23 protein-coding genes and 1 tRNA gene are annotated in these 26,151 nt (G+C 58.2%); 16 read left to right on the top strand and 8 right to left on the bottom strand.

Annotated features, from left to right (window positions below):
• Positions 1–21: 21 nt before the first annotated feature.
• The 5 genes from HK20_RS00645 to HK20_RS00665 all read right to left on the bottom strand — a co-directional run bounded on the left by HK20_RS00645 (position 22) and on the right by HK20_RS00665 (position 4,650).
• Positions 22–1,041 (bottom strand): NAD(P)/FAD-dependent oxidoreductase, encoded by a 1,020-nt coding sequence (locus HK20_RS00645; RefSeq protein WP_086645181.1) that lies wholly within the window; start codon positions 1,039–1,041, stop codon positions 22–24.
• A 177-nt stretch (positions 1,042–1,218) separates the two neighbouring features.
• On the bottom strand, positions 1,219–2,439 hold the full coding sequence (locus HK20_RS00650; protein WP_086645182.1) for an NADP-dependent isocitrate dehydrogenase: 1,221 nt from the start codon (positions 2,437–2,439) through the stop codon (positions 1,219–1,221).
• A 271-nt stretch (positions 2,440–2,710) separates the two neighbouring features.
• Positions 2,711–3,154, bottom strand: coding sequence for a hypothetical protein (locus tag HK20_RS00655; RefSeq protein ID WP_086645183.1), 444 nt, complete (start codon positions 3,152–3,154; stop codon positions 2,711–2,713).
• Positions 3,155–3,335: 181 nt separating this feature from the next.
• A tRNA-His gene (locus HK20_RS00660) sits at positions 3,336–3,411 on the bottom strand.
• Positions 3,412–3,489: 78 nt separating this feature from the next.
• On the bottom strand, positions 3,490–4,650 hold the full coding sequence (locus tag HK20_RS00665) for an aminotransferase (protein ID WP_086645184.1): 1,161 nt from the start codon (positions 4,648–4,650) through the stop codon (positions 3,490–3,492).
• A gap of 241 nt (positions 4,651–4,891) precedes the next feature.
• On the opposite strand from HK20_RS00665, the gene HK20_RS00670 reads away from it, so the two are divergent.
• The 10 genes from HK20_RS00670 to HK20_RS00715 all read left to right on the top strand — a co-directional run bounded on the left by HK20_RS00670 (position 4,892) and on the right by HK20_RS00715 (position 18,207).
• A complete protein-coding gene (locus tag HK20_RS00670; protein ID WP_025826259.1) occupies positions 4,892–5,230 on the top strand; it encodes a P-II family nitrogen regulator in 339 nt (112 codons plus the stop codon).
• Positions 5,231–5,333: 103 nt separating this feature from the next.
• Positions 5,334–6,779 (top strand): type I glutamate--ammonia ligase, encoded by a 1,446-nt coding sequence (glnA, locus tag HK20_RS00675; protein ID WP_086645185.1) that lies wholly within the window; start codon positions 5,334–5,336, stop codon positions 6,777–6,779.
• Between the two features lie 211 nt (positions 6,780–6,990).
• Positions 6,991–9,408, top strand: a complete 2,418-nt coding sequence (locus tag HK20_RS00680; RefSeq protein WP_369822990.1) for a glucose/quinate/shikimate family membrane-bound PQQ-dependent dehydrogenase — start codon at positions 6,991–6,993, stop codon at positions 9,406–9,408.
• A 62-nt stretch (positions 9,409–9,470) separates the two neighbouring features.
• Positions 9,471–9,719: a hypothetical protein gene (locus HK20_RS00685; RefSeq protein WP_086645187.1), complete on the top strand. Its 249-nt coding sequence runs from the start codon at positions 9,471–9,473 to the stop codon at positions 9,717–9,719.
• Complete coding sequence (locus tag HK20_RS00690) at positions 9,716–10,369, top strand: helix-turn-helix transcriptional regulator (protein WP_086645188.1); 654 nt, start codon at positions 9,716–9,718, stop codon at positions 10,367–10,369. Before HK20_RS00685 ends, HK20_RS00690 begins: the two co-directional genes overlap by 4 nt.
• Before the next feature lie 174 nt (positions 10,370–10,543).
• On the top strand, positions 10,544–12,583 hold the full coding sequence (locus HK20_RS00695) for a bifunctional diguanylate cyclase/phosphodiesterase (protein ID WP_086645189.1): 2,040 nt from the start codon (positions 10,544–10,546) through the stop codon (positions 12,581–12,583).
• A 123-nt stretch (positions 12,584–12,706) separates the two neighbouring features.
• Entirely contained in the window at positions 12,707–14,512 is a 1,806-nt protein-coding gene (gene lepA, locus HK20_RS00700) for a translation elongation factor 4 (RefSeq protein WP_086645190.1), read from the top strand.
• 122 nt (positions 14,513–14,634) lie between these two features.
• Entirely contained in the window at positions 14,635–15,810 is a 1,176-nt protein-coding gene (locus HK20_RS00705) for a homoserine O-acetyltransferase (protein WP_086645191.1), read from the top strand.
• Positions 15,810–16,409, top strand: a complete 600-nt coding sequence (metW, locus tag HK20_RS00710) for a methionine biosynthesis protein MetW (RefSeq protein WP_086645192.1) — start codon at positions 15,810–15,812, stop codon at positions 16,407–16,409. Before HK20_RS00705 ends, metW begins: the two co-directional genes overlap by 1 nt.
• A 493-nt stretch (positions 16,410–16,902) precedes the next feature.
• The gene (locus tag HK20_RS00715; RefSeq protein ID WP_086645193.1) at positions 16,903–18,207 is read left to right on the top strand and encodes a DEAD/DEAH box helicase; all 1,305 of its coding nucleotides are present in this window, start codon (positions 16,903–16,905) and stop codon (positions 18,205–18,207) included.
• Positions 18,208–18,257: 50 nt separating this feature from the next.
• Here the strand turns inward: HK20_RS00715 and HK20_RS00720 are convergent, their stop codons facing one another.
• The 3 genes from HK20_RS00720 to HK20_RS00730 form a co-directional block, all read right to left on the bottom strand.
• Entirely contained in the window at positions 18,258–19,127 is an 870-nt protein-coding gene (locus tag HK20_RS00720) for an endonuclease/exonuclease/phosphatase family protein (RefSeq protein WP_233129020.1), read from the bottom strand.
• A 37-nt stretch (positions 19,128–19,164) separates the two neighbouring features.
• Positions 19,165–19,863, bottom strand: coding sequence for a carbonic anhydrase (locus tag HK20_RS00725; RefSeq protein ID WP_086645194.1), 699 nt, complete (start codon positions 19,861–19,863; stop codon positions 19,165–19,167).
• Between the two features lie 136 nt (positions 19,864–19,999).
• Entirely contained in the window at positions 20,000–20,617 is a 618-nt protein-coding gene (locus tag HK20_RS00730) for an NYN domain-containing protein (protein ID WP_086645195.1), read from the bottom strand.
• A 182-nt stretch (positions 20,618–20,799) separates the two neighbouring features.
• Here HK20_RS00730 and folK point away from each other — a divergent pair, with 182 nt between their 5' ends.
• The 6 genes from folK to rnc all read left to right on the top strand — a co-directional run bounded on the left by folK (position 20,800) and on the right by rnc (position 26,146).
• The gene (gene folK / locus HK20_RS00735) at positions 20,800–21,315 is read left to right on the top strand and encodes a 2-amino-4-hydroxy-6-hydroxymethyldihydropteridine diphosphokinase (RefSeq protein WP_086645196.1); all 516 of its coding nucleotides are present in this window, start codon (positions 20,800–20,802) and stop codon (positions 21,313–21,315) included.
• Between the two features lie 92 nt (positions 21,316–21,407).
• Positions 21,408–21,779 carry a DNA-directed RNA polymerase subunit omega gene (rpoZ, locus tag HK20_RS00740; RefSeq protein WP_059023327.1) on the top strand — a complete coding sequence of 124 codons (372 nt, stop codon included), beginning with the start codon at positions 21,408–21,410 and terminating at the stop codon, positions 21,777–21,779.
• 7 nt (positions 21,780–21,786) lie between these two features.
• The gene (locus tag HK20_RS00745) at positions 21,787–24,123 is read left to right on the top strand and encodes a bifunctional (p)ppGpp synthetase/guanosine-3',5'-bis(diphosphate) 3'-pyrophosphohydrolase (protein WP_086645197.1); all 2,337 of its coding nucleotides are present in this window, start codon (positions 21,787–21,789) and stop codon (positions 24,121–24,123) included.
• The gene (gene acpS / locus HK20_RS00750) at positions 24,120–24,527 is read left to right on the top strand and encodes a holo-ACP synthase (RefSeq protein ID WP_086645198.1); all 408 of its coding nucleotides are present in this window, start codon (positions 24,120–24,122) and stop codon (positions 24,525–24,527) included. The genes HK20_RS00745 and acpS overlap by 4 nt, the downstream gene beginning before the upstream one ends.
• 75 nt (positions 24,528–24,602) lie before the next feature.
• Positions 24,603–25,406 carry a signal peptidase I gene (lepB, locus tag HK20_RS00755; RefSeq protein WP_086645370.1) on the top strand — a complete coding sequence of 268 codons (804 nt, stop codon included), beginning with the start codon at positions 24,603–24,605 and terminating at the stop codon, positions 25,404–25,406.
• Positions 25,406–26,146: a ribonuclease III gene (gene rnc, locus HK20_RS00760; protein ID WP_233129021.1), complete on the top strand. Its 741-nt coding sequence runs from the start codon at positions 25,406–25,408 to the stop codon at positions 26,144–26,146. The genes lepB and rnc overlap by 1 nt, the downstream gene beginning before the upstream one ends.
• The last annotated feature ends 5 nt before the right edge of the window (positions 26,147–26,151 follow it).

Consider the following 26,151-nt stretch of genomic DNA (forward strand, 5'->3'; position numbering starts at 1 on the left):
CGGCAGGTCGAATGGCGCAGATTACGCGGCAGGAACGCCCTTGCTGGTCGAATATTCAAAATGCAGGGCCTGCTCGGGGTAAATAATGGGGTGAATGGCGTGGGCGGCCATGGCAGCCTCGCTAAAGCCTTGCAGGATCAGCTTGAGCTTGCCGGGGTAGGTTGCCACATCCCCAATAGCAAAAATGCCAGCAAGGCTTGTTTCGCAATTGGAGGGGGTGACGGGAATGGTGGAGCGCTGGGTATCCATTCCCCAGCGGGCAACGGGGCCAAGGTCGGTTGCCAGACCAAAGAAGGGCAGCAGCACATCGGCTTCCAGCGTGCGGGTGGCGCCGTCCATGTCAATCACATCCACGCCGTTCAGCGCGCCATTGGTGCCTTGCAGGCCGTGGAGCTGGTAGGGCACCACTTTTTCAATCTGCCCGGCGGCTACGGCTTCATCCAGCTGGCGCAGGCTTTCCGGTGCACCACGGAAGCGGTCGCGCCGGTGTACCAGATAAAGCTTTGCAGCTGTGTCCTTGAGGGAGAGCGCCCAGTCCAGTGCGGAATCCCCGCCGCCAGCAATCACGATGCGCTTGTTCTGGAAGTCTGCCTTGCGGCGCACATAGTATTGTACCGCGCCACTTTCCTCATACGCACCAAGGCCATCCAGTGGGGGGCGGTTGGGGCCAAAAGCGCCAGCACCGGCGGCAATAATCACGGCCTTGGCGTGCAGTTGAGCGCCTTTGTCCGTGGTGAGCGAGAAGTCCCCGCGCTGGCCGCTCAGCCCTTCGACCCGGTGCTTGAGCAGGCGGGGAATATCAAACGGGGCAATCTGGCGTTCCAGATTGGCAATCAGTTCGGCCCCTTCCACGGCGGGGCAGGCGGGAATGTCGTAAATCGGTTTTTCGGGGTAAAGGGCCGCGCACTGGCCGCCCACTTCGGGCAGAACATCAATGAGCACGCAGCGCAGGCGCAGCATGGCGCATTGGAAAGCGGCAAACAGCCCGGCCGGGCCTGCCCCTATAATGGCTACGTCTGTTTCTGCGGGGATGACTGACATGCGCAGGGTCCTGCTCTTAAGGTTATGCTAAGATTCAAAGCCCTGTTTTGCGTCAGCGCCGGTTTGGACGCAATGGCAAATGGCATGACCTTTGGCATATTTGGCAGGCTCTGCGGTGCTTGCTGGTGGGGGGAGTAAAAAGCAGGCCCGCAGTGTGCGGGCCTGCCGGTATGGGGTTCAGGCTTTGGCCAGTTCTTTTTTCAGCCGTGCGTCCAGCACATCCAGGAAGTCCTGAGTGTTGAGCCACTGGGCGTTTTTGCCAACAAGCTGGGCAAGGTCCTTGGTCATCTGTCCGGCTTCCACCGTATCAATGCACACTTTTTCCAGTGTGTTGGCAAAGTGCACTACGTCCGGAGTGTTATCAAACCGGCCGCGATAAGCCAGCCCGCGAGTCCATGCAAAAATGGAAGCAATGGGGTTGGTGCTGGTGGGGTTGCCCTTTTGGTGTTCGCGGTAATGGCGGGTTACCGTGCCGTGGGCGGCTTCGGCTTCCACCACATCGCCAGAGGGGCTGAGCAGGACGGATGTCATCAGGCCAAGGCTGCCAAAGCCTTGTGCTACAATGTCGCTTTCCACATCGCCGTCGTAGTTCTTGCAGGCCCACACATAGCCACCGGGCCATTTGAGGGCACAGGCCACCATGTCATCAATCAGGCGGTGTTCGTAGGTCAGGCCCAGTTTTTCAAATTCGGCCTTGAACTCGTTTTCATACACCTCGGCGAACACGTCCTTGAACATGCCGTCATAGGCTTTGAGAATGGTGTTTTTGGTGGACAGGTAAACCGGCAGACCGCGGTCGCGCCCGTAGGAGAGGGAAGCCCGGGCAAACCCTTCAATGGATGCACGGGTGTTGTGCATGCCCAGCGTTACACCGGGGCCTTTGAAGTCATGCACATCCAGCGTAATGGGCTCTCCCCCGTCATCTGGCACATAGTTCAGCGTGACCTTGCCGGGGCCGGGAATTTTTGTTTCCGCTGCGCGGTAGATGTCTCCGTAGGCATGGCGGCCAATCACGATCGGCTTTGTCCAGTGAGGCACCAGACGGGGCACGTTGGAGCAGATGATGGGCTCGCGGAAAATGGTGCCGTCCAGAATGTTCCGGATGGTGCCATTGGGGGAGCGATACATTTTTTTCAGGCCGAATTCCTTCACCCGGGCTTCGTCCGGTGTGATGGTGGCGCACTTGACCGCCACGCCGTAGCGCTTTGTGGCTTCAGCGGCATCAACGGTGACCTGATCATTCGTGGCGTCGCGGTGTTCAATGCCCAGATCGTAGTATTTGAGGTCAATATCCAGATAAGGCAGGATCAGCCGCTCGCGGATGAAGTGCCAGATAATGCGGGTCATTTCATCCCCGTCCATTTCCACAACCGGGTTTTTGACCTTGATTTTAGCCATGATTACCAATCCATTTCCGACATGGTTTTCTTGTTCGTTCTCACAAATGCTGCGCAATATGTATGAGCGTCATGCACTGTATGGATTGAACAGCTTGCCGCAGCCGTAAACAGCTCCGCACTTCACATTCGGGACAGGGGTATTGGCTTTATGCGGTTATCTGGCGGGAACAGGCCGTTTTTATGCCCGGTTGGCCCGGTTCATCACATTCCGGTCAGGTCCGCAGGGCGTGGTGGTTCCGTAAGGCTCCTGCCTTGTGGCCGGGTGCGGGTTAACGGTTTGGGGCGGCAGGGACTGGCTGCAAAATAGGGTCCATCGGGGTGTTCATCTGTGCTTTTTGTTGCACAAGGGCCGAATTTTCCTGCTCCTGAATAAGCCCGATCTCACTCCCGAACTGGTCGGGGGTGTAAATGCCTTCGCGCAGGTGCCGGGCGGCTTCCACCCCTTTTGAGGCACCATCCATATAAATGGGGGCATAGGGACCATAAGCCTGTCGCCCGTATTTTTGGGTGGCTCTGGCAAGGCAGGTCATCAGCTTGCTCATGTTATCCTTGGCAACCTGTCCGGGGCGGGTCTGGTAGGTGTCTAGGCAAGTCTGTTTGGCCCGATACAATGCGGCTTCAGCCGGTGGCGTGTTGGGTGGGGCCACAGGGGTAGTGCAGGCCGGAAGCATGATCAGGGCGAGCAGGCTTATGGGGGGCAACGTGCTTTGCATTGTGTGGTTTTATGCCATTGCCACGGTGTTGGAAAATACACCAAACCGGGATTCTGGCCTGAACCAGCCTGTTGCCTGCATTTTTTTGTGTGCGGGACGTGTTCTGGTAGCGCCTGTGCCGCCGTTATGGCAGCCTAGGGGCTGGTGGTTTTGGAAAACCTGATTTTAAAAGGGAATATGCTGGGGCGAACGACGGGACTTGAACCCGCGACCACCGGTACCACAAACCGGCGCTCTACCAGCTGAGCTACGTCCGCCGCACAGCAAGCGGACGTTTAGAGAAAAGAGTGTGGTCCGTCAATTGGATAATTGCGGAATTGGTGGAAAAAACCGTTTTACCGGTTTTTCCATGCCTCCAGACGGTTCAGTGCTTCCATGAGCACCGCGGGGCGTTTGCAAAAGGCAAAGCGGATCAGGTTGCGGGGCGGCTCGGCTGCATAAAATGCGGAAGCGGGAATGGCAGTAACACGCGCCTGCTCCGTAAGTATGCGGGTAAAGGCCACATCGTCCTGCCCGTTGGCCAGTGGGGTAATGTCGGCCATGATAAAGTAGCTCCCCTGATAAGGCAGCACACCAAAGCCCAAGCGTTGCAGGCCGGAGGCAAGGATTGCCCCCTGCGTGGCCATGTCCTGCGCAAGAGTGGTAAAATAGGCTGTATCCTTGTTCAGCCCAAATGCTACGGCGCGTTGCAGGTTGGGTGGGGTGGCAAACACAAGGTTCTGGTGCGCCTTGGCAATAACGGCAGCCAGTGGGGCAGGGGCCGTGGCGTAGCCCACCTTCCAGCCGGTCAGGGAAAAACTCTTGCCTGCACTTCCAATACGCACGCAGCGCTCACGCATGCCGGGCAGCGACATGAGCGAGATGTGCGGGGTGTTGAACACCAGATGTTCGTAAACCTCATCGCAGATGGCGAACGTATCGTGCTGCTGTACCAGCGTGGCAATAAAGGCCAGTTCGTCCGCCGTGAACACCTTGCCGGTCGGGTTCATGGGGGAGTTGAGGATAATTGCCTTGGTGCGGTCGGAAAAAGCATCAGCCAGTGCTTGCCGGGGCAATGCCCAGTCTGGTGCCTGTAGCCGCACAATGCGCGGCACGCCGCCCAGCTGGCGGATAACGGGCAGGTAGGTGTCGTATAACGGTTCCATCAGCACCACTTCATCCCCCGGCTCGATCAGGGCCATGAGGGATGCAGCCAGTGCTTCCGTTGCGCCGGACGTGACCACGACTTCCGAATCGGCATCGACCGCAATGCCGTGAAAGCGCAGGTTGGCCTGTGCCACGGCCGCGCGCAGTTCGGGTAGTCCTGTCAGGGGTGCATACTGGTTCTGTCCGTCAAGCAGGGCATCGGCTGCAAGGCGAATCATGTCCTGCGGGCCTTCCTGGTCAGGAAAACCCTGCCCGAGGTTAATGGCGCCATGCTGGCGGGCCAGAGCGGACATGACCGTAAAAATTGTAACAGGAAGATCGGCAAACTGCCTGTTAAAAGCTTTTGTCATTACAAATTCCCTTGCCCGGCAGGCGGAAAAGAAGAAAGAAGGAGACGGAACCGAAACGGTCGGGATGAAACTTCTGTTTAATGCTTTACCGATACAAATCCGCATCTACCCGATTGCCCGACGGGTCAAGCCGTGCAAGTGTGTTCGGGTCTGGTGCCTGAGGTTTGTAACGGGTCAGGCAAAACAACAAGAGAGTACAGGCCCCCATGCGGGTCCAGCAACGGTGTGTTGACGACGCGAGATGAAAAAGATCGAGGCCATTATAAAGCCCTTCAAGCTTGATGAAGTGAAGGAAGCCCTTCACGAGCTCGGGTTGCAGGGTATTACCGTGATCGAAGCCAAGGGTTTCGGACGCCAGAAAGGCCATACAGAGCTTTATCGCGGCGCTGAATACATTGTTGACTTTCTTCCAAAGATGAAAATCGAGGTTGTCTGTCCCGCTTCCATGGTGGAACGGGCTGTGGAGGCTATCTCCACGGCTGCGCGCACCGGACGGATCGGTGATGGCAAAATTTTCGTGATCCCGGTGGATGATGTAGTTCGAATCCGCACGGGTGAGCGAGGAGAAGACGCGATCTGATCCCTGCTGCATGTCAGCAGGCTCGGGCAAGGCGGGCTCCACAATTCCACAGCATGTTTCCGCAGGGTGCGGAACATAAACAGGCTTTTTAGGTGAAGAGAGCATGGTGAAGAAAACAGCTTCGGCGGGCGACAGCAAGGCTGCTGCAATTGCCAAGGTTTTTGACCTGATTCAGGAACATTCGGTCGAACTGGTTGACCTGCGGTTTACGGACACGCACGGCAAATGGCAGCACACGTGCCAGCACGTCAGCACCATTGAGGAAGACAGCTTTACCGACGGCTTTATGTTCGACGGGTCTTCCATCGCAGGCTGGAAAGCCATTAACGAAAGCGACATGGTTCTGCTGCCCGATCCCACATCGGCTGTTATGGACCCCTTTTCCGCCCGTCCCCAGCTTATCCTGTTCTGCGATATTATCGAGCCGTCCACCGGGCAGCCCTATAACCGCGACCCCCGTTCCACCGCCAAGCTGGCCGAGCAGTACCTGAAGTCCTCCGGTCTGGGTGACACGGCCTTCTTTGGCCCCGAAGCCGAGTTCTTCATTTTCGATAACGTCCAGTTCGGCACGGGTCCCAACTACGGCACCTACCAGCTCGACAGCATCGAAGGGCCTGATGCGTCCCTCAAGGACTACCCCGAAGGCAACATGGGCCATCGCCCCGGTGTAAAGGGTGGTTACTTCCCCGTTGCTCCCGTTGACAGCGAAAGCGACCTGCGCGCTGAAATGCTGGCAACCATGGGCGAAATGGGCCTGGCCATTGAAAAGCACCACCATGAGGTTGCGCAGTCCCAGCACGAACTTGGCACCAAGTTTGAAACGCTGGTCCGCTCCGCCGACTTCATGCAGATTTACAAATACTGTGTGCACAACGTGGCGCACTCCTATGGCAAGACCGCCACGTTCATGCCGAAGCCGATCTTTGGCGATAACGGCTCGGGCATGCATGTCCACCAGTCCATCTGGAAAGACGGCAAGTCCACCTTTGCTGGCAATGGCTATGCGGACCTGTCCGATACGGCGCTGTACTACATCGGCGGTATCATCAAGCATGCCAAGGCGCTGAACGCCTTTACCAACCCGTCCACCAACTCCTACAAGCGTTTGATCCCGGGCTTTGAAGCCCCCGTGCTGCTGGCATACTCTGCCCGCAACCGCTCCGCTTCTTGCCGTATTCCGTACGCAACCAGCCCGAAGGCCAAGCGCGTTGAAGTGCGCTTCCCCGACCCCACGGCTAACCCTTATCTGGCATTCTCCGCAATGCTGATGGCGGGTCTGGACGGTATCAAGAACAAGATCCACCCTGGCGATGCCATGGACAAAGATCTGTACGACCTGCCGCCCGAAGAGCTGAAGCAGATCCCGACAGTTGCCGGCTCCCTGCGTGAAGCGCTGGAAGCTCTGACCGCTGATCACGAGTTCCTGCTGGCTGGTGGCGTGTTCACCAAAGACCAGATTGAAAGCTACATCACCCTGAAATGGAATGATGTGTACCGCTTTGAACACACGCCGCACCCGGTTGAGTTCGAAATGTACTACTCCGTCTAATCCCTGGCCCTCAGGGGCTAAGGAATGGATGAATAAAAGGCGCGGCTCCCACACGGGGGCCGCGTTTTTTTTATGATTTATCCTGAAATGAAAACTTATTCATTTTTCGATTATAATATGCTAGATTTTTTCGGAAATAACATTGATCAACTCTGAATAACCGTTTCCATCCCACAAAATGGTTTTCTGTAACGCAAGGAGAATGCCGGTCATGCAAGGCGGCCGTTCCCATAGTCTGTCAAAAATCACGGCGCTGCTCTGCGTTGTGCTTGGTTTTGTTCTGGCGGGGGGAGGCGGCTGGCTGGCCGTGCTGGGTGGCTCTGCTTTTTATGCAGTATGCGGCTTGGCCCTTATGGCCACAGGTGGGCTGCTCTGGGCGCAGCGGCGCGAGGCATTGTGGCTTTATGCGGCCGTTGCCGCGGGCACACTGGTCTGGTCCGTGGCCGAGGCGGGGTTTGACTTCTGGGCACTCGCCCCCAGAGGGGATATTATTTTACCGCTAGGGGTATGGCTGCTGCTGCCTTTTGTTGCAGGCGCGTTGCAGCCGGCATCCATCTGGAACCGTGTTCCCCTGCTGGCGGTTATTGTGGCCGGTTTGGGTGTGTATGGTTACGCACTCACGCAGGACCCGCAGGATATGGCGGGCGTGCTCCCCCGTGCGCAGGCTGTTTACGCAGGTGTGCAGCTTCCGGGGGATGCGGCTGCTGTGCCAGCGCAGGACTGGCCATCCTATGGGCGCACGCAGGCGGGGGACCGTTATTCCCCCCTTAATCAGATTACCACGGGCAATGTAGACAAGCTCAAGGTTGCCTGGACCTTTAGAACCCACGACCTGCGCGGACCGGATGATCCGGTGGAAGTCACGGATGAGACAACCCCGATCAAGGTTGGCAACACGCTCTACCTGTGTTCCCCCCATCAGGTTGTGTTTGCGCTGGATGCAGCGACCGGCAAGCAGGTCTGGCGGTTTGACCCCAAGCTGGTGGTTAACCCGACATTCCAGCATCTGACCTGCCGTGGCGTGTCCTATGCTGTAACACCCCCTCGTGCCGCAGATGGTGCAGAGGTGCAGGACGGTGCGGCAACGCCTGTGTCCTGTGCAGAGCGTATTTTCCTGCCAACCAATGACGGGCGACTGATGGCGCTGGACGCAAAAACGGGTCAGGTGTGCCCGGCGTTTGGCAATAAGGGTATTGTGGACCTGACCGAGGGCATGCCCATGCGTGTCCTTGGGTTTTATGAACCGACATCCCCCCCTGTGGTGACGGACAAGTTTGTCATTATCTCTGGCGCGGTTACGGATAACTACTCCACGCACGAACCCTCGGGTGTGACGCGGGCGTATGACCTGTATAGCGGCAAGCTGGTCTGGGCGTTTGACCCGGGGAATGAGGACCCGAACCAGCTCCCCTCCGACAGCCACGAATACACACCCAATTCCCCCAATTCGTGGATTGTTTCAGCTTATGATGCCAAGCTGGGCCTGCTTTACATTCCTACCGGTGTGGCAACGCCCGACATATGGGGTGGCAAACGGACAGATGTGCAGGAGCGGTACGCATCAGGCATTCTGGCGCTGGATGCCCAGACAGGGCACAAGGTCTGGTTCTACCAGACGGTCCACCACGACCTGTGGGACATGGATGTACCGGCCCAGCCCAGCCTGATCGACTTCAGGCAGGAAGATGGCACGGTTATTCCCGCGCTGTATGCTCCGGCCAAAACAGGCAATATTTTTGTGCTCGACCGCCGTAACGGGCAACTGCTGGTGCCTGCCCCCGAGCAGCCTGTGCCGCAGGGTGCCGCACAGGGCGACCATGTCTGGGCAACCCAGCCGTTTTCTCAGCTGACCTTCCGCCCCAAAAACAAGCTGACGGATGGGGATATGTGGGGTGCCACCATGCTGGACCAGCTGGTGTGCCGGATCATGTTCAAGAAGTTGCGTTACGAAGGGCCGTTTACGCCGCCCTCCGTGCAGGGCACGCTGGTTTTCCCCGGTAATCTGGGCATGTTTGAATGGGGTGGTCTGGCCGTGGACCCCGTGCGGCAGGTGGCGTTTGCCAACCCCATTGCCATTCCCTTTGTCTCCCGCCTTGTGCCGCGCCCGACTGATAATCAGGTTGTGCCGCCAACCACGCATGACCCTGCCGCAAGCGGGGGAGAGAACGGGTTGCAACCTCAGTACGGCACACCGTTCGGGGTGGAGCTGCATCCGTTCCTGTCCCCCCTTGGTATTCCGTGCAAGCAGCCCGGCTGGGGCTATGTGGCTGGGGTGGACCTGAAGACCAACAGTATTATCTGGCAGCACCGGAACGGCACAACGCGGGACAGCTCCCCCCTGCCATTGGGCTTTAAGGTGGGTATTCCCTCCCTTGGCGGGCCGATCATCACAGCGGGTGGGGTCGCGTTCCTGACCTCCACAGCCGATTATTACATCCGTGCCTATGATGTTACGACCGGCAAGGTCCTGTGGGCGGATCGCCTGCCCGCAGGTGGCCAGTCCACCCCCATGACGTACGAGGCCAATGGCCGCCAGTATGTTGTGACGGTTGATGGCGGGCATGGCTCCTTTGGCACAAAGGAAGGGGATTACATCGTGGCTTATGCTCTGCCCGAAGCACCCCGCTGATAACGGGTAGAGCCACGGAGTAAGCCTTGCAGTTCCATGCGGGATCGGTGATCCTGCATGGAATGTGGAATGACCCTTACCTGGAAACATGTTGCCGCTCCGCCCTGCACAGGCTCTACCTTGCCGGTGCATATGGCCGCCCCTGTGGCCTGATGGATGGCCCATGCCTTGAGCGGCTTGAGCGCATGGGGCTGGCAGAGCGCACAGCGCAGTCACGCTTTGTGGCAACCGATGCAGGGCTGGCCCGCCATGCGCAGGAAGTGCTCAGGCAGCAGGGCAAAACTGCCCCCAATTCATCTTCCCGGTCATGATCGCGCAGTCGCAGGTCTTCTGGCATACGCTGGACGTGCTTGCGCGTGAGCGCGGGTTTACACCTTCCGCCCTTGCGCGGGCGGCGGGGCTGGATGCCACGGCGCTCAATCCTTCGCGCAGGGTGGGGGCAAATGGTGCCATGCGCTGGCCATCGCTCCCCACGCTTTTGCGGGTGCTGGAGGTTTTGCAGGTGCCGCTGGCAGTTTTTGCCCGCTCCGTTGCGGGCGAGAGGCTGAACCCGGCCGCGCCGGCCGAAGGGGTCGGGCTGTTACGCACCCTTGCATATTCCATGCTCCAGCAGACCGGTGTTTTTGACCAGAATGGCCTGCCCTGCGGGCCGGTGTGGGTGCAGGAGGCATCCCCCGGCCAATGGTGGGGCGAGCCCGATGCCTATGTTGTGCGGGTGGACACCGATGGCATGGAACCGGTCGTGCGCGATGGTGGGGCAGTTGTTGTGGTGCCTTCTCTCCCGCTGCGGGAGGGGGACCGGGTTCTGATGCACGGCCCAGGCCGTGAGCCTGTTATGGGGTTGATGCTGGATGTGCAGGATGGGCCAGCCGTCTGCTCTTTTCGCGGGGGGGAGGTGCATGTGCCCCCTGCGCGGGAAGGGGAGGCATGGCTGCACAGGATTGTCATGATGACAGTTTGAGAAAAACTATTTTTAAAAGGACAGAGAGTGTTTGATTTTTAAAAAAACTGTGCCGAATAATGTTGCATAAGGCGGCGGTTTTGGTCGCGGGTTTGGTCAGTTTTGAGTTTATTGCAGTAGATTTTTTAAAATTTATTGTTTTATCAATATGTTAAAAAGTGGGGCGTGCGTCTGATGATGGTTGTAAGGTGCATTATTGGCCAGCATAACCTCGGGCTGGTCTGTGTAGCTGCCTTGCTATGCATCTCTGGCTCCGCAGTCACCGCCTCTTTGTTCCGGCATGCTTTACGGGCCAAAAACAACCAGTGGTACGCGTGGCTTTTTTTGACCGCCCTTTCCAGCGGCGTTGCAATCTGGTGCACACATTTTGTGGCCATGCTGGGTTATGCGGGGGATACGCCCGCACGGTTTGACCCCTTGCTGACCAGCATATCTCTGCTGATTGCCGTTTTTGGCAGCACAGTTGGCTTTATGCTGGCGACCTGCCGGTTTGCCCGCTTTCTGCCGGAAATGGGCGGGGTCATTGTCGGGCTGGCTATTGTTGCCATGCATTATACTGGCATGCTGGCCTACCGGGTACAGGGGCAGACAACATGGAACATGCCCTGCCTTGTGCTTTCGGTGCTGGCCGCCATTGTACTGAGTGTGCTGGCTGTGCGTGCAGGGGTCAGGCCCGGGCGGCGGGCCATTGCCTGTATGGCCGGTGTGCTGGCACTGGCTGTTCTTTCCGTCCATTTTATTGGTATGGCGGCCTACCATGTGCAGGCGGGGCCGCATGCTTTGGAAAGCATGGGGCATTCTGAAGATTCGCTGGTTCTGGCCGCAGCCATTGCCATCATGTCCTTCCTTATTCTTGGGGGCGGGCTTGTCAGCGGCATGATCGACGATAGTTCACGGGCAGAGTCGGTGGAAAAGCTCCGGCGTATGGCCCTGAACGACACATTGACCGGCCTGCCCAACCGGCTGAACTTTCATCAACGCCTCGACCTTGAGCTGGACTGGGCGCGGGAGAACAACGGCAGGCTGGCGCTGATCGGGATCGACCTGAACAGGTTTAAGGAAATTAACGACCTGCGTGGCCATAGGGCCGGGGATGAAGTTCTGCGTATTCTGGGGCGGCGGTTGCGCGGTTTGCTGCATGATCATAGCGGCGAGTTTATTGCCCGCACCGGAGGGGATGAGTTTCTGGCCCTGTGCCGTGTTGTCTCGGCCGAGCAGATCAAGGGGTTTTTGCGCAGGCTGGAGGAGGTGCTGTTCAAGCCCATCCGGTTTGAGGAATCGGAAGTGCTGCCGGGTGCCAGCCTGGGGGTGGCCATATGGCCCGACCATGCAGCGGATAAGGAAACCCTGATCAACAATGCCGATCTGGCCATGTATCGCGCCAAGGCTGATCCGGGGCGGCATCCGTGTTTTTATGAACCCTCGATGGACGAAAAAGTGCGCACCCGGCGCAAGCTCTCCGCAGACCTGCGGCAGGCGGTCAAGGCGGGGCAGCTAACCATCTGCTATCAGGTGCAAAGGGTGATCGCTACGGGAGAAATCCGTGGGTACGAGGCACTGGTGCGGTGGCAGCACCCCACACGGGGCACCATTATGCCCGATGACTTTATTCCGCTGGCCGAAGAGAGCGATCTGATCCTGCAGATCGGGGAATGGGTGCTCCGTTCCGTTTGTGCCGAGGCCGTGCGGTGGCATCAGCCCTATACGGTTGCGGTCAACCTGTCGGGCATGCAGTTTGTCCATTCCAACATAGCCCGCATTGTAGCCAATGTTCTGGAAGAAACCGGGCTGCCCCCCCAGAGGCTTGAACTCGAACTGACAGAATCGACCATTATTGCCGATCAGGCCCGTGCCTTGCAGGTGCTGCACCAGATCAAGGATATGGGGGTCAGTCTGGCGCTGGATGATTTTGGTACGGGGTATTCCTCGCTCGATACGCTGCGCAGGTTCCCGTTTGACCGCATAAAAATTGACCGTTCGTTTTTTGGGGCTGCGCAAACCAGCGATCATACGCAGGCAGTCGTGCGGGCTGTGCTGGCTCTGGGCAAGGCGTTTGATATTCCGGTTATGGCAGAGGGGATCGAAACCGCAGACCAGTTGAGCATGCTCAACGCCGCTGGGTGTGATGAGGCCCAGGGCTTTTTGCTCGGGCGGCCTGCGGCACTGGCGGACATTGTTAAAAATGGCCAGATCACCATGAATCACGCCCTCTAGCCTGCATGTGCGGGAGGGGTGCGGGCAGGGCAAAGCACCCGTGCGTTAAAAAATTGCGCGAAAGTGGTGCCCAAGGCAGAGGAACAGGCTGACTTTTCTCTTTATTTACCGTAAAGGGGCAGCATGACCGATGTACCCCTTTCGCTCATCCGCAATTTTTCCATCATCGCCCATATCGATCATGGAAAGTCCACTCTGGCCGACCGCCTGATTCAGGCGTGTGGAGCCCTGACTGCCCGCGAGATGACCAATCAGGTTCTTGATAACATGGATCTGGAGCGGGAGCGTGGCATTACCATTAAAGCGCAGACCGTCCGGCTGACCTATCCTGCCAAGGATGGCAAGACCTATGTGCTGAACCTGATGGACACGCCCGGACATGTTGACTTCGCCTACGAGGTCAGCCGCTCTCTGGCCGCGTGTGAAGGTTCGCTTCTGGTGGTGGATGCCTCCCAGGGGGTGGAAGCCCAGACCCTTGCCAACGTGTATCAGGCCATAGACGCCAACCACGAAATTGTGCCCGTGCTCAACAAGGTGGACCTGCCCGCGGCAGAACCTGAGCGCGTGAAAGCACAGATCGAGGAAGTGATCGGCATTCCCGCCGATGATGCGGTTGAAATCTCGGCCAAGACCGGCCTGAACATTGAAGGTGTTCTGGAAGCCGTGGTCACCCGCCTGCCGCCCCCCACCGGGGATGCGGAAAAACCGTTGCAGGCCATGCTGGTCGATAGCTGGTACGACCCCTATCTGGGCGTGATCGTGCTTGTGCGGATCAAGGAAGGCCGGCTGAAGCGGGGCATGAAGGTGCGCATGATGTCTTCTGGTGCGGTGCATCAGGTGGATCAGGTGGGTGTGTTCGCCCCGCGTATGACATCGGTGGAAAGCCTTGGTCCGGGCGAGATGGGGTTCATCAACGCCGCCATCAAAACCGTGGCCGACTGCAATGTGGGTGACACGATCACCGATGACCGTCGCCCCGCTGCCACGCCACTGCCGGGCTTTAAGCCCTCCATTCCGGTTGTGTGGTGCGGCCTTTACCCCATTGTCTCGGATGATTTTGAAAAACTGCGTGACAGCCTTGCCAAGCTGCGCCTGAATGATGCGTCTTTCCACTACGAGGCAGAAACATCGGCGGCCCTTGGCTTCGGCTTCCGCTGCGGCTTCCTTGGTCTGCTGCATCTGGAAATTATTCAGGAACGTCTGTCCCGCGAGTTCGATCTTGACCTGATCGCCACAGCGCCGTCCGTTGTGTACAAGGTTTACCGCACTAACGGAGAGATGGAAGAACTCCACAACCCGGCCGATATGCCCGATGGCTCCCTGATTGAAAAAATCGAGGAACCATGGATCAAGGCCAACATCATGGTGCCGGACGAGTATCTGGGTGCGGTGCTGACCCTGTGCACGGAGCGGCGTGGTATTCAGGTGGACCTGACCTATGTTGGCAACCGGGCTATGGCCGTTTACCGCCTGCCCCTGAACGAAGTGGTGTTTGACTTCTACGACCGGCTCAAGTCGCTCACACGTGGTTATGCCAGCTTCGATTACCAGATGGATGGGTACGAAGAGAGCGATCTCGTGCGTATTTCCATTCTGGTTAATCAGGAACCGGTTGATGCGCTGTGCTTCATTGCCCATCGCTCGGCGGCGGAAACACGGGGCCGCTCCATTTGCGCGCGCCTGAAAGACCTTATCCCCCGGCAGTTGTTCAAAATTGCCATTCAGGCAGCCATTGGCAGCCGCGTTATTGCGCGTGAAACCATTGGGGCCCTGTCCAAGGATGTGACAGCCAAATGTTATGGTGGGGACATCTCGCGTAAGCGCAAGCTGCTGGAAAAGCAGAAAGAAGGTAAAAAGCGCATGCGCCAGTTTGGTAAGGTGGAAATCCCACAGAGCGCCTTCCTTGCCGCGCTCAAAATGGAACACTAGCTATTCAACACCGGCTGCTGCCATATATGTGGCCGGTAAACCCCGGTCTGGCAGTGCTGGTATAATCGGGGCTGACACGGTTTTTTGCCCGGCTTGTCCGGGTTGGAGAATGCAGCGGGTTTATGAACAGCACAACGCCCCTTACCGTTGGTGACCACCCGCATGCCAGTTTCCCCGAAGGGGTGGAACTGGACTGTGGTGTAACACTGGCACCGGTTGATATTGCGTATTGTACGTATGGCCAGCTTTCGGCCAACAAAGACAATGCCATTCTCATCTGCCACGCCTTTACGGGTGACCAGTATGTGGCAGAAGCTCACCCCCTTACGGGCAAGCCCGGCTGGTGGGAGCGCATGGTCGGGCCGGGCAAGCCGATTGATACAAACCGCTTTTTTGTAATCTGTTCCAATGTTCTGGGTGGCTGCATGGGCAGCACGGGTCCGCGCTCGCCCAGAACCGACGGGCAGGAAGCACCGGGCGAGTTATGGGGCACCGCATTCCCCCCCATTACCATCCGCGATATGGTGCGCGCCCAGCACAAGCTGGTGCACAGTCTGGGCATAGAACGCCTGTTTGCCGTGGTGGGCGGTTCCATGGGGGGCATGCAGGTGCTCGAATGGGCCGTAACCTACCCGCAGATGATGCTGGCTGTTATGCCCATAGCCACAGCACCTTTCCATTCAGCCCAGAACATTGCGTTTAACGAGGTCGGGCGGCAGGCCATTATAGCCGACCCGGACTGGCGGGGCGGGCGCTACTGGGAGGCGGGTGTTGTGCCTGCGCGCGGGCTGGCCGTAGCCCGCATGATGGCGCATATTACCTACCTGTCGGAAGAAGCACTGACCCGCAAGTTCGGGCGGCGTATGCGCCGTGGGCCAGCAGGCGGGCAGGGGCCGGAAGGCCCGGTTTCTACATTCGGTGATATTTTTGAGGTGGAATCCTACCTGCGTTATCAAGGCTCCAGCTTTGTCCGCCGGTTTGATGCCAATTCCTACCTGAGCATCACGCGGGCCATGGACTGGTTCGATATTGCGGCTGACCATGATGGGGACCTGACCCCGGCCTTTGCTGGTACGGCAGTCCGGTTTTGTGTTGTCTCTTTTTCCTCGGACTGGCTGTTCCCCACCTCGGCCGCGCGTACGCTGGCCCGTGCCCTGAACAGGGCTGCTGCCAATGTGTCATTCGTCGAGATTGAAACAGATAAAGGCCATGACGCCTTTTTGCTCGAAGAGCCGGATTTTGACCGCACGGTGCGCGGTTTCCTGTGCGGTGTGGCCGAACATGCGGGGTTGTCCTGATGCGTCTTGACCAACGCCTGATTGCGGACATGATCGAACCCAAAACCCGCGTGCTCGACATTGGGAGCGGGGATGGCACACTCATCGGTCATTTATACCGCGAACGTGGGTGCGATGCCCGTGGTATTGAACTGAACATGGAACTGGTGACCCGCTCCGTAGCCCACGGCCTGCCCGTTGTGCACGGGGATGCGGACCACGATCTGGCCTATTATCCCGACCATTCGTTTGATTATGTTGTGCTCCAGCGCACATTACAGGCTGTGGAGCGCCCAAGGGAAGTGCTGCGGCAGATGCTGCGCATAGGGCGGTATGCCATTGTGTCCTTCCCCAATTTTGGGCACTGGCAACTGCGGCTGCGCCTGCTGCTGGGCGGGCGTATGCCCATGACGGCCGTATGGCATACCCCGTGGTATGAGACACCCAATATCCACCCCTGTACGATTCGGGATTTTCTCGAACTCTGTCGTCAGGACGGATATATCGTGGAAAAATGGCTGGCGGTGGATGAAGATGGCGAGCGCGCACCTTGGCGGCGGTCCATACGGCTTGCCAACCTGTTTGGTGAACAGGCTCTGTTTCTGCTGCGCAGGCGCTAGCGCGGGTCAGTGCCGGAGTTGCGCAAATAGCTGGATTGATGGGCGGTTATTAACAGTAGCCTAAAAAATATGTTAGATTTGAGAATGCTAATCACCTACCCAGGCGTGGGTGGCGCATGGGGCGTATGTGCAAAAATATATTAAAAATACTAGTTATATGATAAAAATCCTGTATATATCGGGCGTCTGATAATCGTGATTTGCAGATGTTGTAACGGTTCTGCGGGCTGCTTATTTTCGGACCAATATGGTACGGAACCCTTGCGGGGCGCTCACACTGCTTTTATATAATTCTTCCAAGACAGTCTGCGCGGGATGCATGATTCCGAAAATTTCTTATTCTGTCTGTAATGTAATAAAATTCATGCTGACCTGTCCGTAAGGTCTGGCTTAGAGACGGTTCTGCTCTGTTCTCAATTCTGGTTTGGCAGTGCGTGACTGAAAATAAGGTGGATGTGACTCGTTTTCAGGTGCATGGAGAGGTTGCCCCTAAATGACTACTTTTTCGGATCTGAAACTAGCTGCACCCCTGTTGCAGGCGCTGACGGACCAAGGGTACGAAATACCGACACCCATTCAGGCGGGTTCCATTCCCCATCTGCTCGAAGGGCGTGATCTGTTAGGCCTTGCGCAAACTGGCACAGGCAAAACCGCGTCTTTTGCACTGCCGATCCTGCAGCATCTGCACAATAACCCCAAGGCTGCAGCGCCCAAGCAGCCACGTGTTCTGGTGCTGGCGCCCACGCGTGAACTGGTTGCCCAGATCAGCGACAGCTTTAAAGCATATGCACGTTACATGAAGTTTTCTCAGGCCGTGGTGTTTGGCGGCGTGGGGCAGGGGCGGCAGGTTGAAGCCATGCGCCGTGGCGTGGATGTGCTGGTCGCTGCTCCGGGCCGTCTGCTGGACCTGATCGGTCAGGGGTATATCGACCTTTCCGGCCTGGAAGTTCTGGTGCTGGACGAAGCCGACCGCATGCTGGATATGGGCTTTGTGCGCGATATTCGCCGGATCATGAGCTATGTGCCTGCCCAGCGGCAGACCCTGCTGTTCTCGGCCACCATGCCCAAGAGCATTGAGGACCTTGCCGCCTCCCTGCTGAGCAACCCCGCCCGCGTGGAAGTGGCCCCGCCGTCCAGCACGGTGGACCGTATCCAGCAGGCCATCATGTTTGTGAACGGCACCAGCGACAAGCGCGATGCACTGCTGACCATGGTGGAATCTGACAAGGTTGCCCGTGCCGTGGTGTTCACGCTCATGAAGCATGAAGCCAACAAGGTTGCCGAGTTCCTGAACAAGAACAGCGTTACGGCCGAAGCCATTCACGGCAACAAGTCTCAGGGTGCGCGTGAGCGGGCCATGAAGGGCTTCCGTGCTGGCTCGGTCAAGGTTCTGGTGGCAACGGATATTGCTGCCCGCGGGATTGACGTGGATGAAGTCAGCCACGTGTTCAACTACGATCTGCCTAATGTGCCGGAAAGCTATGTGCACCGTATTGGCCGTACGGCCCGTGCCGGGCGCGATGGCTGGGCTGTTTCCTTCTGCGATGCGGAACAGCGCGCGTGGCTGAAGGATATTGAAAAAACAATCGGCAAGTCCATTCCCGTAGTCCGTGACCATCCGTGGCATTCGGAAGAAGCCGAGTTCTCCACGCAGCGTCCGCCTGTTCTGGGTGGCGGTGGTGGTCGGGGCCGTGGTGGTCCGCCGCGTAATGGTGGCGGTGGTGGCCGTGGTGGCCCGCCGCGTCGTTCCGGTGGTGGACGTTCGGGGGCCTCGCACAGGTCCGGTGCCCACGCCTGATTGTGTTACGTTGTAAAAAAAGCCGCTACGCAAACCGTAGCGGCTTTTTTTTATGGCGAGGTTTGACGCGGTATTTTTAGCGTTACGGAAACGGGGCAATGATCGCTCAGTACCCGTGCGCTGTTCTGTGGCAGAACCATAACGCGCAGGGACTCTGGTTGTGCCCATTGGGTGGCGTCCCCACCAAGAAGAATGTGATCAATAAAGCTGCTGCCATTCTGGCAGGGGCTGGCATGCCCGGCAGTGACAAGCTCCAGCGGTGTGATCTGATTTAACGCGATAAACAAAGGGTCCGTGCGCGTGAGGCGTCGGTTAAAATCCCCTATAATGGCAAAGGATTCCCGATTTTTTGCTCGTTGAGCCAGCCAGTCCTGCAGGGCATGAAATTGCTGGAATAAAATGGGGCAGGCGTGGTGTGTTTCAGATAACGGGTTGTCCCAGCAGCCAGTTTTGAGATGAATAACCAGCACCCGTAAATCTGCGCTGTCAGTGCTTATGGTTACGTCCAGCCCGCTGCGCAGGTGGTGCCGTGTTGCGGTGGGGCTGAGTGCCAGAGCACTTGCGTCCGGGTTGCGCTTTACGTGCAGGCCTTGGCGCACGGCAAGCGCGGTATGTTGGGGAATATCATCCCCTGAAAGAAAAAGCTGATACTCCTGCGTGCCAAACAGGCGGGCAAGAGTTGCTGTATCTCCTACCTCCTGCAAGCCAATCAGGTCGGGGTGCAGGCGTTTGGCGTAGGTTGCCAAAGCGGCAAGGTCATCCGCTGTTCTGTGGGGAATGTCGGGGGGTATTCGCGGGGCGTGCTGCATCTGGCTGTCCAGCAGCCAGTCCACGTTCCATGTGCTGATTTTCAGGGTTTGCGCAGGGGCTGCAAGGCAGACTCCGGGCAAAAAAAAGCCGGCACCCGCAAGGGCTATCAAGCCCAGACGGCGTGCCGACGTGCGTAAGCCTGAAAGGTCAGGCAGTTTCCTGTTCGGTCTGTTCTTGCAGTTTTTCAATAACACCACTGATCGGAACACTCGTGCGGGTCTGTTCATCCAGCACCGAGATTTCCCCCGTGCCAATATCGTAGAACCACCCTTGCAGGAAGAGTGTGTTACGCGCCAGCCCTGCGGCAACGGCGGGGTGGGTGCGCAGGTGTGCAAGCTGGAGCAGAACGTTCTGCTCGGCAAGGCAGCGCACGGTAGCTGGCCCGGCATCTTCAGAATGCAGGGTGTTCACCGTGGCAGCCCGTGCGGCTTCCGCATTACGGAGCCAGCTGCGCACTGTGGGCATTTTGTCCAACCCGTTCTTTTCGGGTTCGAGCAGTGCTTTCATGGCGCCACAGTCGGAGTGACCGCACACGATAATGGAGGACACGCCAAGCCCAAGAACTGCGTATTCAATGGCGGAGGAAACACCCCCCAGCATTTCCCCGTATGCGGGAACCAGGTTGCCAATGTTGCGCAGAATAAACAGATCACCCGGTTCGGTCTGGGTGATCAGGTTGGGGTTGATGCGGCTATCGGCGCAGGCAATGAACAGCGCGCCGGGAGCCTGCCCTTTGGCCAGACTGGCAAACAGGGCTTCCTTCGCGGGGAAAATTTCGGTGTTGAAGTGTTCAACACCACGCAGGAGAGAAAGCAGCTTGCTTCTGGCTTCGGAACAAGTGGGCATCAGTTAACTCCAGAAAACCTTGACGTTTGGCCTGTGGCAGGCACACAGCCCGCAATGGGGGGGTGTTTAGGCCAAACGTGCGAGGGGCAGATACGTTCTAGAACATAGAGCAAAATTCTGTTTTGTAATATTGCGCTTAGCTTAGCGGATCATCCTCGGGTTCGCTCATCTGGTCAGCCGGGTGGCGGATCGGTGCGGGGTTGGTGCGGGGGCGGTTGGGTTCGGTCTGGCGGCGTGTAAAGTTGGCCCCCAGAGACGCCAGCTCAAGGAACTGGTCGGCCTGCCTGCGCAGGTCATCCCCGATCAGGGGCGGGGAGGAGCGCATGGAGGACACAACGGAAACGCGCGTACCCTGCCGCTGCACGGCCTCGACAACGCGGCGGAAGTCTGAATCCCCGCTGAACAGAATGGCATGGTCTATGTGCGGGGCCATTTCCATCATGTCCACCGCAATTTCGATGTCCATATTGCCTTTAACGCGGCGCTTGCCGGTCGAATCCGTAAATTCGCGCGCGGGCTTGGTTACAAGAAAATAACCGTTATAGGAGAGCCAGTCAGTCAGCGGTTTGAGCGGAGAGTAATCCTCCGTGTCCAGAATGGCGGCGTAATAATAGGCGCGGATCACATGCGTTTTGGCTGCAAAAAATTCGAGCAGTTTTTTGTAGTCAACATCAAACCCAAGGCTGCGCGATGTTGAGTAAAGGCTTGATCCGTCAATGAAAAGACAGGTTTTTTCGTCTTTTTTTAGGTTCATGAGCGTGGTCCTCTAAATAAATTCAAAGTTGTTTCTTTTGGGTTTCGATTATGTGGAAATGAAATTTTTATCATGCGGTTCGGAATGAAAGCCCCTCTGGCTGTTTGTTTGCAGGGCGCCCTTATAAAAGAGGCCCCAATTGTGTCCAAAACAAGATATTCCACTCAGGCGTGAGGCGTTACATGGCGGAAGAAAAAAATCATACCAGATCGGTCCTGATAGCAATAGGTGCAAATCTGCCCCTGGGGGAGCAGCCTGCGCTGGAAAGCTGCGAGCAGGCCGTGCAGGCTTTGCGCCGGGTGCCGGGGTTGTGCGTGCAGGTTGTTTCCCGCTGGTATGAGACGGCCCCCATGCCGCCCTCAGGGCAGCCACCTTACGTGAATGGGGTTGTGCTGGGTGTGACGAGTCTGCCTCCTCTGGCCTTGCTGGATCATCTTCAGAGCATAGAAACGCAGCAGGGCCGCGTGCGTTCCGTGCCCAATGCCGCGCGCACGCTTGACCTGGACATTATAGATATGGATGCTCTGTGCCAGAATACGGAGCGGCTGGTTCTGCCTCACCCGCGGGCGCATGAGCGTGCCTTTGTGCTTTACCCCCTGCACGATGTGCTGCCTGGCTGGGTGCATCCGCGCACCGGCCAGCCACTGGAGCAGATGCTTCAGGCCGTAAAAGGGCAGGAAATCCGGGTGATCGGGTAATAAGCCTTTCCTGTCGGGGGTGGATGCGGTAATATGCCCTTTCTGTCTTTTTTATCTTATTTCTGTGCTGAACTGTCTGGAGGCTCTTCGTAATGGCCCGCGTCACCGTCGAAGACTGCGTTGAAAAGGTTCCAAACCGCTTTGAACTGGTGGTGTACGCCGCGCAGCGCGCCCGCAACATCTCCCGTGGCGAGGAGCTGACCATTGACCGCGACAACGACAAAAACCCTGTCGTTGCCCTGCGTGAAATTGCGGATGAAACCGTGCAACTGCCCGCTCTGCGGAACGATCTGATCCGTTCGCAGGCCCGCGAGCCCGAACCCGAGCCCGTGGAAGAAGAAGTGCAGGATCTGGTGCCGACCGAACAGAATATTTTCGGTCTGCAGGAAGTTTCCGCCGAGGAAGAAGCCGCAGATGACGTGCGCGCTATTGAAGCGGCACTGACCGGTCGCGCACGGCGGTAAAGGGCGCGTGGACCAACCGGGCGGCGATATTCCCGTTCACACCTCCTCCCCCGAGCGGGAGGGGGGTGCCCCGGTTGAGGCGTCTGTAGCGCCAGCATCCCCCACTGGTCGTGTGGGGGAAATCGGCTGCGAGCGGCTGGTTGCCAAGGTGCTGAGTTATGCACCGCAGGCCGATGTACAATCCATTCGTCGTGCATTTGATGTAGCCAACAGGGCGCATCAGAGCCAGATGCGCGATAATGGCGACCCCTACATAACCCACCCTCTGGCCGTTGCCATGATTCTGGCGCGCTTCAGGCTGGATGTGCAGTCCATCTGCACCGCTCTGCTCCATGATACCATTGAAGATACCGGCGTTACGTATGAGACGCTAAAGGCCGATTTTGGGCCTGTTGTGGCCGATCTGGTCGATGGCGTGACCAAGCTGACCCGGCTGGAACTCCAGTCTGACCGCACCAAGCAGGCCGAGAACTTCCGCAAGCTCGTGCTGGCCATGTCCAAGGATATTCGTGTCCTTCTGGTCAAGCTGGCGGATCGTCTGCACAATATGCGCACCCTCCATTTTGTGGAGCGGCAGGACCGCAGGCAGCGCATCGCGCGTGAAACGCTCGATATTTATGCGCCGCTGGCCGAGCGTATTGGTATGGACCGGGTCAAGACCGAGCTCCAGAACCTCTCCTTTGCGCAGCTTGAGCCAGAGGCCGATACAACCATCCGCACACGCCTGAACTATCTGCGCGGGCAGGGGGCGGATGTTATTGAGGACGTGCGGCGCGAACTGCTGCGCCTGTGCCACGAAGCGGGGTTGAAGGACGCTCAGGTTTCGGGGCGTGAAAAATCGCCTTATTCCATCTGGGAAAAAATGCAGCGCCGGAATGTGGCGTTCGAGCAGTTGTCCGACATCATGGCTTTCCGCATGATCGTGGACACGCGTGAGGACTGCTATATGGCGCTGGGCGCGGTGCATGCCGCCTACCCCATGATCGCCGGGCGGTTCAAGGACTATATCTCCACCCCCAAGGCCAACGGGTATCAGAGCCTGCATACGGGGGTTACGCTGCGTTCCCCCCGTAACCAGAAAATAGAAGTGCAGATCCGCACGCAGGCCATGCACGACGTGGCCGAAAACGGTGTTGCAGCCCACTGGGTGTACAAGGAAGGCGGCACCAGCAGCCCTGATGAGGGCGGGTATGGTGGCGTACGCCGCCCACGCTGGGTGCAGGATCTGCTGGAAATTCTGGAGGCCTCATCCGCCCCTGATGAGTTTTTGGAAAACACCAAGCTTGAGCTTTATCAGGATCAGGTTTTCTGCTTTTCGCCCAAAGGGCAGCTTATCTCGCTCCCGCGTGGGGCAACCCCGGTTGATTTTGCCTATGCGGTGCATAGCCAGATCGGGGATACCTGCGTAGGGGCCAAGGTTAACGGTCGCCTTATGCCGCTGCGGCATGAGCTGGAAAACGGCGATCAGGTCGAAATCATGACCGCCCGTGGTGGCGCGCCCTCTCCCTCGTGGGAGCGGTTTGTCGTTACGGGCAAGGCACGCGCGCGCATCCGCCGTTATGTGGCGCAGCAGCAGCGCCAGGTTTCGCTGGATAACGGGCGTGCCGCATTGGCCAAGGCCTTCCGCCAGGAAGGTGTGGATGGCTCCGAAAAAATCATGGAGACCACGCTCAAGGCGCTCAAGCAGAGTTCCTTGCAGGACCTGTATGTTGCGGTTGGTACCAGCAACCTGAACGCGCGGGATGTGGTGCATGCGGCCTACCCCGAACTGCGGCGTGTGCAGCGTGTGCCGCGCATGCTGGCGGGCCTGCCCGGTGTACTGGGTACGGCAGGGCCACGGCCGCGCGGCGCGCCCACCATGCGCCGTCCATCGGGTGGGGCGGTGCCGCTGGTTGGGCTTGGAGCCGGTGTTGCCGTGCATTACGCAGCCTGCTGCCACCCCTTGCCGGGAGACCGGATTGTGGGCGTGGTGGCAACAGGCAAGGGCGTGACCGTGCATACGCGCAACTGCCAGACGCTGGAAAGTTTTGCCGCAACGCCCGAGCGCTTTTTGGATGTGGACTGGGATTACGACGCCATGGCCCGCGCCGGTGGAACCGGGCAGATGCGTGTTGGCCGTATCAGCATTGTAGCCGAAAACGAGGGCTCTGTGCTGGCATCCATTACCAATACGATTTCCAAGTGCGATGCGGCTATGGTCAACCTCAAGATCGTGCATCGCCAGCTCGACTTTACCGAGATCCTGCTGGATGTGGAGGTGCGTGACCTGCGCCACCTGTCCTCTGTTATTGCCGGGTTGCGGGCTGTATCGGGCATTGCGCAGGCGGATCGGGCCAAGTCATGACCCTGCTGGCAACTGGCGTGGACCTGTGCGACATGCGGCGGATCGAGCAGGTCATGGAGCGGTTTGGGGAGCGTTTTCTGGACCGTGTTTTTACGCCGTATGAGCGTGCCAAGGCTGAACGGCGTGTGGGAGCTGCCAGAATAGGCACCTACGCCAAGCGCTGGGCGGCCAAGGAGGCATGCGCCAAGGCGCTGGGTACAGGTTTTGCCCACGGGGTTGCGCAAAGCCAGATCGGGGTGGAAAACCTTGCATCGGGCCAGCCGGTGCTGGTGTTAACGGGGGCCGCGGCCCGGAGGCTGGCAGAACTGGTGCCCGCAGGCCATGAGCCTGAACTGATGCTGAGCATGACCGATGAGCCCCCTTATGCGTTTGCACAGGTGTTTATCTCGGTCCGCGCGGGTTGACATCACACCAAGCGCACGGCTTGATCCAGCGGATTTTATTTTTCTGGCATGATTATGGGAGCAGATGGGCAGCGCATGAGTAAACCGGAGACTTCTCCAACTGGAGCGCAGCACGCTGTTACCGTCAGACATGCTGTGGTGGAATATGTACGGACAATTCTAACGGTCGTGATCGTTGTTGTTTTTGTCCGTACGTTTTTGTTTGAATCCTTTGTCATCCCGTCCGGGTCCATGATCCCCACCCTGCAGGTGGGGGACTACATCTGGGTGTCCAAATACAGCTATGGCTATTCACGGTTTTCGCTGCCGTTTTCGCCAGACCTGTTTAACGGGCGGGTCTGGGCAGGGCAGCCGCACCGGGGCGATGTGGCGGTGTTCCGGTTTACCAAAGATACATCCATTGATTACATCAAGCGGGTTATTGGCCTGCCGGGGGACCGTATTCAGGTAACCGGGGGGCAGCTCTTCCTCAATGGTGTGCGGGTTCCTTGCGTGCAGCCGCATGCTTACGTGGCGCAGGATGAAACGCGCATGCCCATGGAAGGCGAAGCCTGCACGGAAGAACTCCCCCTGCGCGACGGGCAGGGAGTAGTCCGGCACGATATTCTGAAATTGACTAATGATGGCCCGCAGAACGACACCCCCGAATACGTAGTCCCCCCCGGTTACTTTTTTGCCATGGGTGACAACCGTGATGACAGCGCCGATAGCCGCTTTGTGGGGGATGGCCCCAAAGACCTTGGCTTTGTGCCCATGGAAAACCTTGTTGGTAAGGCCCAGCGTATTTTCTTCTCGGTTGAGGCGGCACATCCCATCTGGCAGGTCTGGTACTGGCCGACCGAAATCCGCTGGGCTCGTCTGTTAAAAGGCGTGATGTAATGAATGCGGGCCACTCCACGCCGCAATATCTGGCGTCCATGGCGTTGCAGGAGCGTCTGGGCTACCAGTTTGCCAATCCTTCCCTGTTGCAGGAAGCGCTGACCCACCGTTCTGCCGCACATCAGAAGGCGGGTGGGCGCAGGCGGAACAAAACCAAAGGGGCAGGCTCCAACGAGCGGCTGGAGTTTATTGGCGACCGTGTTCTGGGCCTGCTTATGGCGGAACTGTTGCTGGAGCGGTTTCCGGGCGAGCAGGAAGGGGCCTTGGGTTCGCGGCTTGCGCATCTGGTTTCACGTGCAACGCTTGCGGATATTGCCGAGCAGCTTGGTCTTGCCGAAGCCCTGTCCGTAGCGGAGCATGAGGCCCGCGCCGGTGTGCAGACTGCTGCCAATGTTGTGGCCGATGGGCTGGAAGCCGTGCTTGGCGCGGTTTTTCTCGATGGTGGGCTGGCTCCGGCACGCAAGATTGTGCGTGCTTGCTGGAAGCGGATACTCGATGCGCAGGCCCTCCCCCCCAAAGACCCCAAAACCGCATTGCAGGAATGGGTTCTGGGGCGTGGGCAGGGCTTGCCGTTTTACGAAACAATAGGGGCCGATGGTCCATCGCATGCTCCCGTGTTTGTGGTGCGGGTCAGTGCTGGTGGGTATTCGGCAGAAGGATGTGCAGGGAGCAAGCGGGCAGCAGAAAGTTCTGCCGCGGCAACCCTGCTGGAAAAACTTGGAGGCAGCCATCAGGGCTGAAGCAA

This window comes from Acetobacter sp. DsW_54 (genome assembly GCF_002153575.1).
In the GTDB taxonomy this organism is placed as follows: Bacteria; Pseudomonadota; Alphaproteobacteria; order Acetobacterales; family Acetobacteraceae; genus Acetobacter; species Acetobacter fabarum.

Excerpts from the sequence above, each read along its gene's own strand:
- HK20_RS00645 (WP_086645181.1), bottom strand. The coding sequence starts at position 1,041 with ATGTCAGTCATCCCCGCAGAAACAGACGTAGCCATTATAGGGGCAGGC.
- HK20_RS00650 (WP_086645182.1), bottom strand. The coding sequence starts at position 2,439 with ATGGCTAAAATCAAGGTCAAAAACCCGGTTGTGGAAATGGACGGGGAT.
- HK20_RS00655 (WP_086645183.1), bottom strand. The coding sequence starts at position 3,154 with ATGCAAAGCACGTTGCCCCCCATAAGCCTGCTCGCCCTGATCATGCTT.
- HK20_RS00665 (WP_086645184.1), bottom strand. The coding sequence starts at position 4,650 with ATGACAAAAGCTTTTAACAGGCAGTTTGCCGATCTTCCTGTTACAATT.
- HK20_RS00670 (WP_025826259.1), top strand. The coding sequence starts at position 4,892 with ATGAAAAAGATCGAGGCCATTATAAAGCCCTTCAAGCTTGATGAAGTG.
- glnA (WP_086645185.1), top strand. The coding sequence starts at position 5,334 with ATGGTGAAGAAAACAGCTTCGGCGGGCGACAGCAAGGCTGCTGCAATT.
- HK20_RS00680 (WP_369822990.1), top strand. The coding sequence starts at position 6,991 with ATGCAAGGCGGCCGTTCCCATAGTCTGTCAAAAATCACGGCGCTGCTC.
- HK20_RS00685 (WP_086645187.1), top strand. The coding sequence starts at position 9,471 with ATGTGGAATGACCCTTACCTGGAAACATGTTGCCGCTCCGCCCTGCAC.
- HK20_RS00690 (WP_086645188.1), top strand. The coding sequence starts at position 9,716 with ATGATCGCGCAGTCGCAGGTCTTCTGGCATACGCTGGACGTGCTTGCG.
- HK20_RS00695 (WP_086645189.1), top strand. The coding sequence starts at position 10,544 with ATGATGGTTGTAAGGTGCATTATTGGCCAGCATAACCTCGGGCTGGTC.
- lepA (WP_086645190.1), top strand. The coding sequence starts at position 12,707 with ATGACCGATGTACCCCTTTCGCTCATCCGCAATTTTTCCATCATCGCC.
- HK20_RS00705 (WP_086645191.1), top strand. The coding sequence starts at position 14,635 with ATGAACAGCACAACGCCCCTTACCGTTGGTGACCACCCGCATGCCAGT.
- metW (WP_086645192.1), top strand. The coding sequence starts at position 15,810 with ATGCGTCTTGACCAACGCCTGATTGCGGACATGATCGAACCCAAAACC.
- HK20_RS00715 (WP_086645193.1), top strand. The coding sequence starts at position 16,903 with ATGACTACTTTTTCGGATCTGAAACTAGCTGCACCCCTGTTGCAGGCG.
- HK20_RS00725 (WP_086645194.1), bottom strand. The coding sequence starts at position 19,863 with ATGCCCACTTGTTCCGAAGCCAGAAGCAAGCTGCTTTCTCTCCTGCGT.
- HK20_RS00730 (WP_086645195.1), bottom strand. The coding sequence starts at position 20,617 with ATGAACCTAAAAAAAGACGAAAAAACCTGTCTTTTCATTGACGGATCA.
- folK (WP_086645196.1), top strand. The coding sequence starts at position 20,800 with ATGGCGGAAGAAAAAAATCATACCAGATCGGTCCTGATAGCAATAGGT.
- rpoZ (WP_059023327.1), top strand. The coding sequence starts at position 21,408 with ATGGCCCGCGTCACCGTCGAAGACTGCGTTGAAAAGGTTCCAAACCGC.
- acpS (WP_086645198.1), top strand. The coding sequence starts at position 24,120 with ATGACCCTGCTGGCAACTGGCGTGGACCTGTGCGACATGCGGCGGATC.
- lepB (WP_086645370.1), top strand. The coding sequence starts at position 24,603 with ATGAGTAAACCGGAGACTTCTCCAACTGGAGCGCAGCACGCTGTTACC.
- rnc (WP_233129021.1), top strand. The coding sequence starts at position 25,406 with ATGAATGCGGGCCACTCCACGCCGCAATATCTGGCGTCCATGGCGTTG.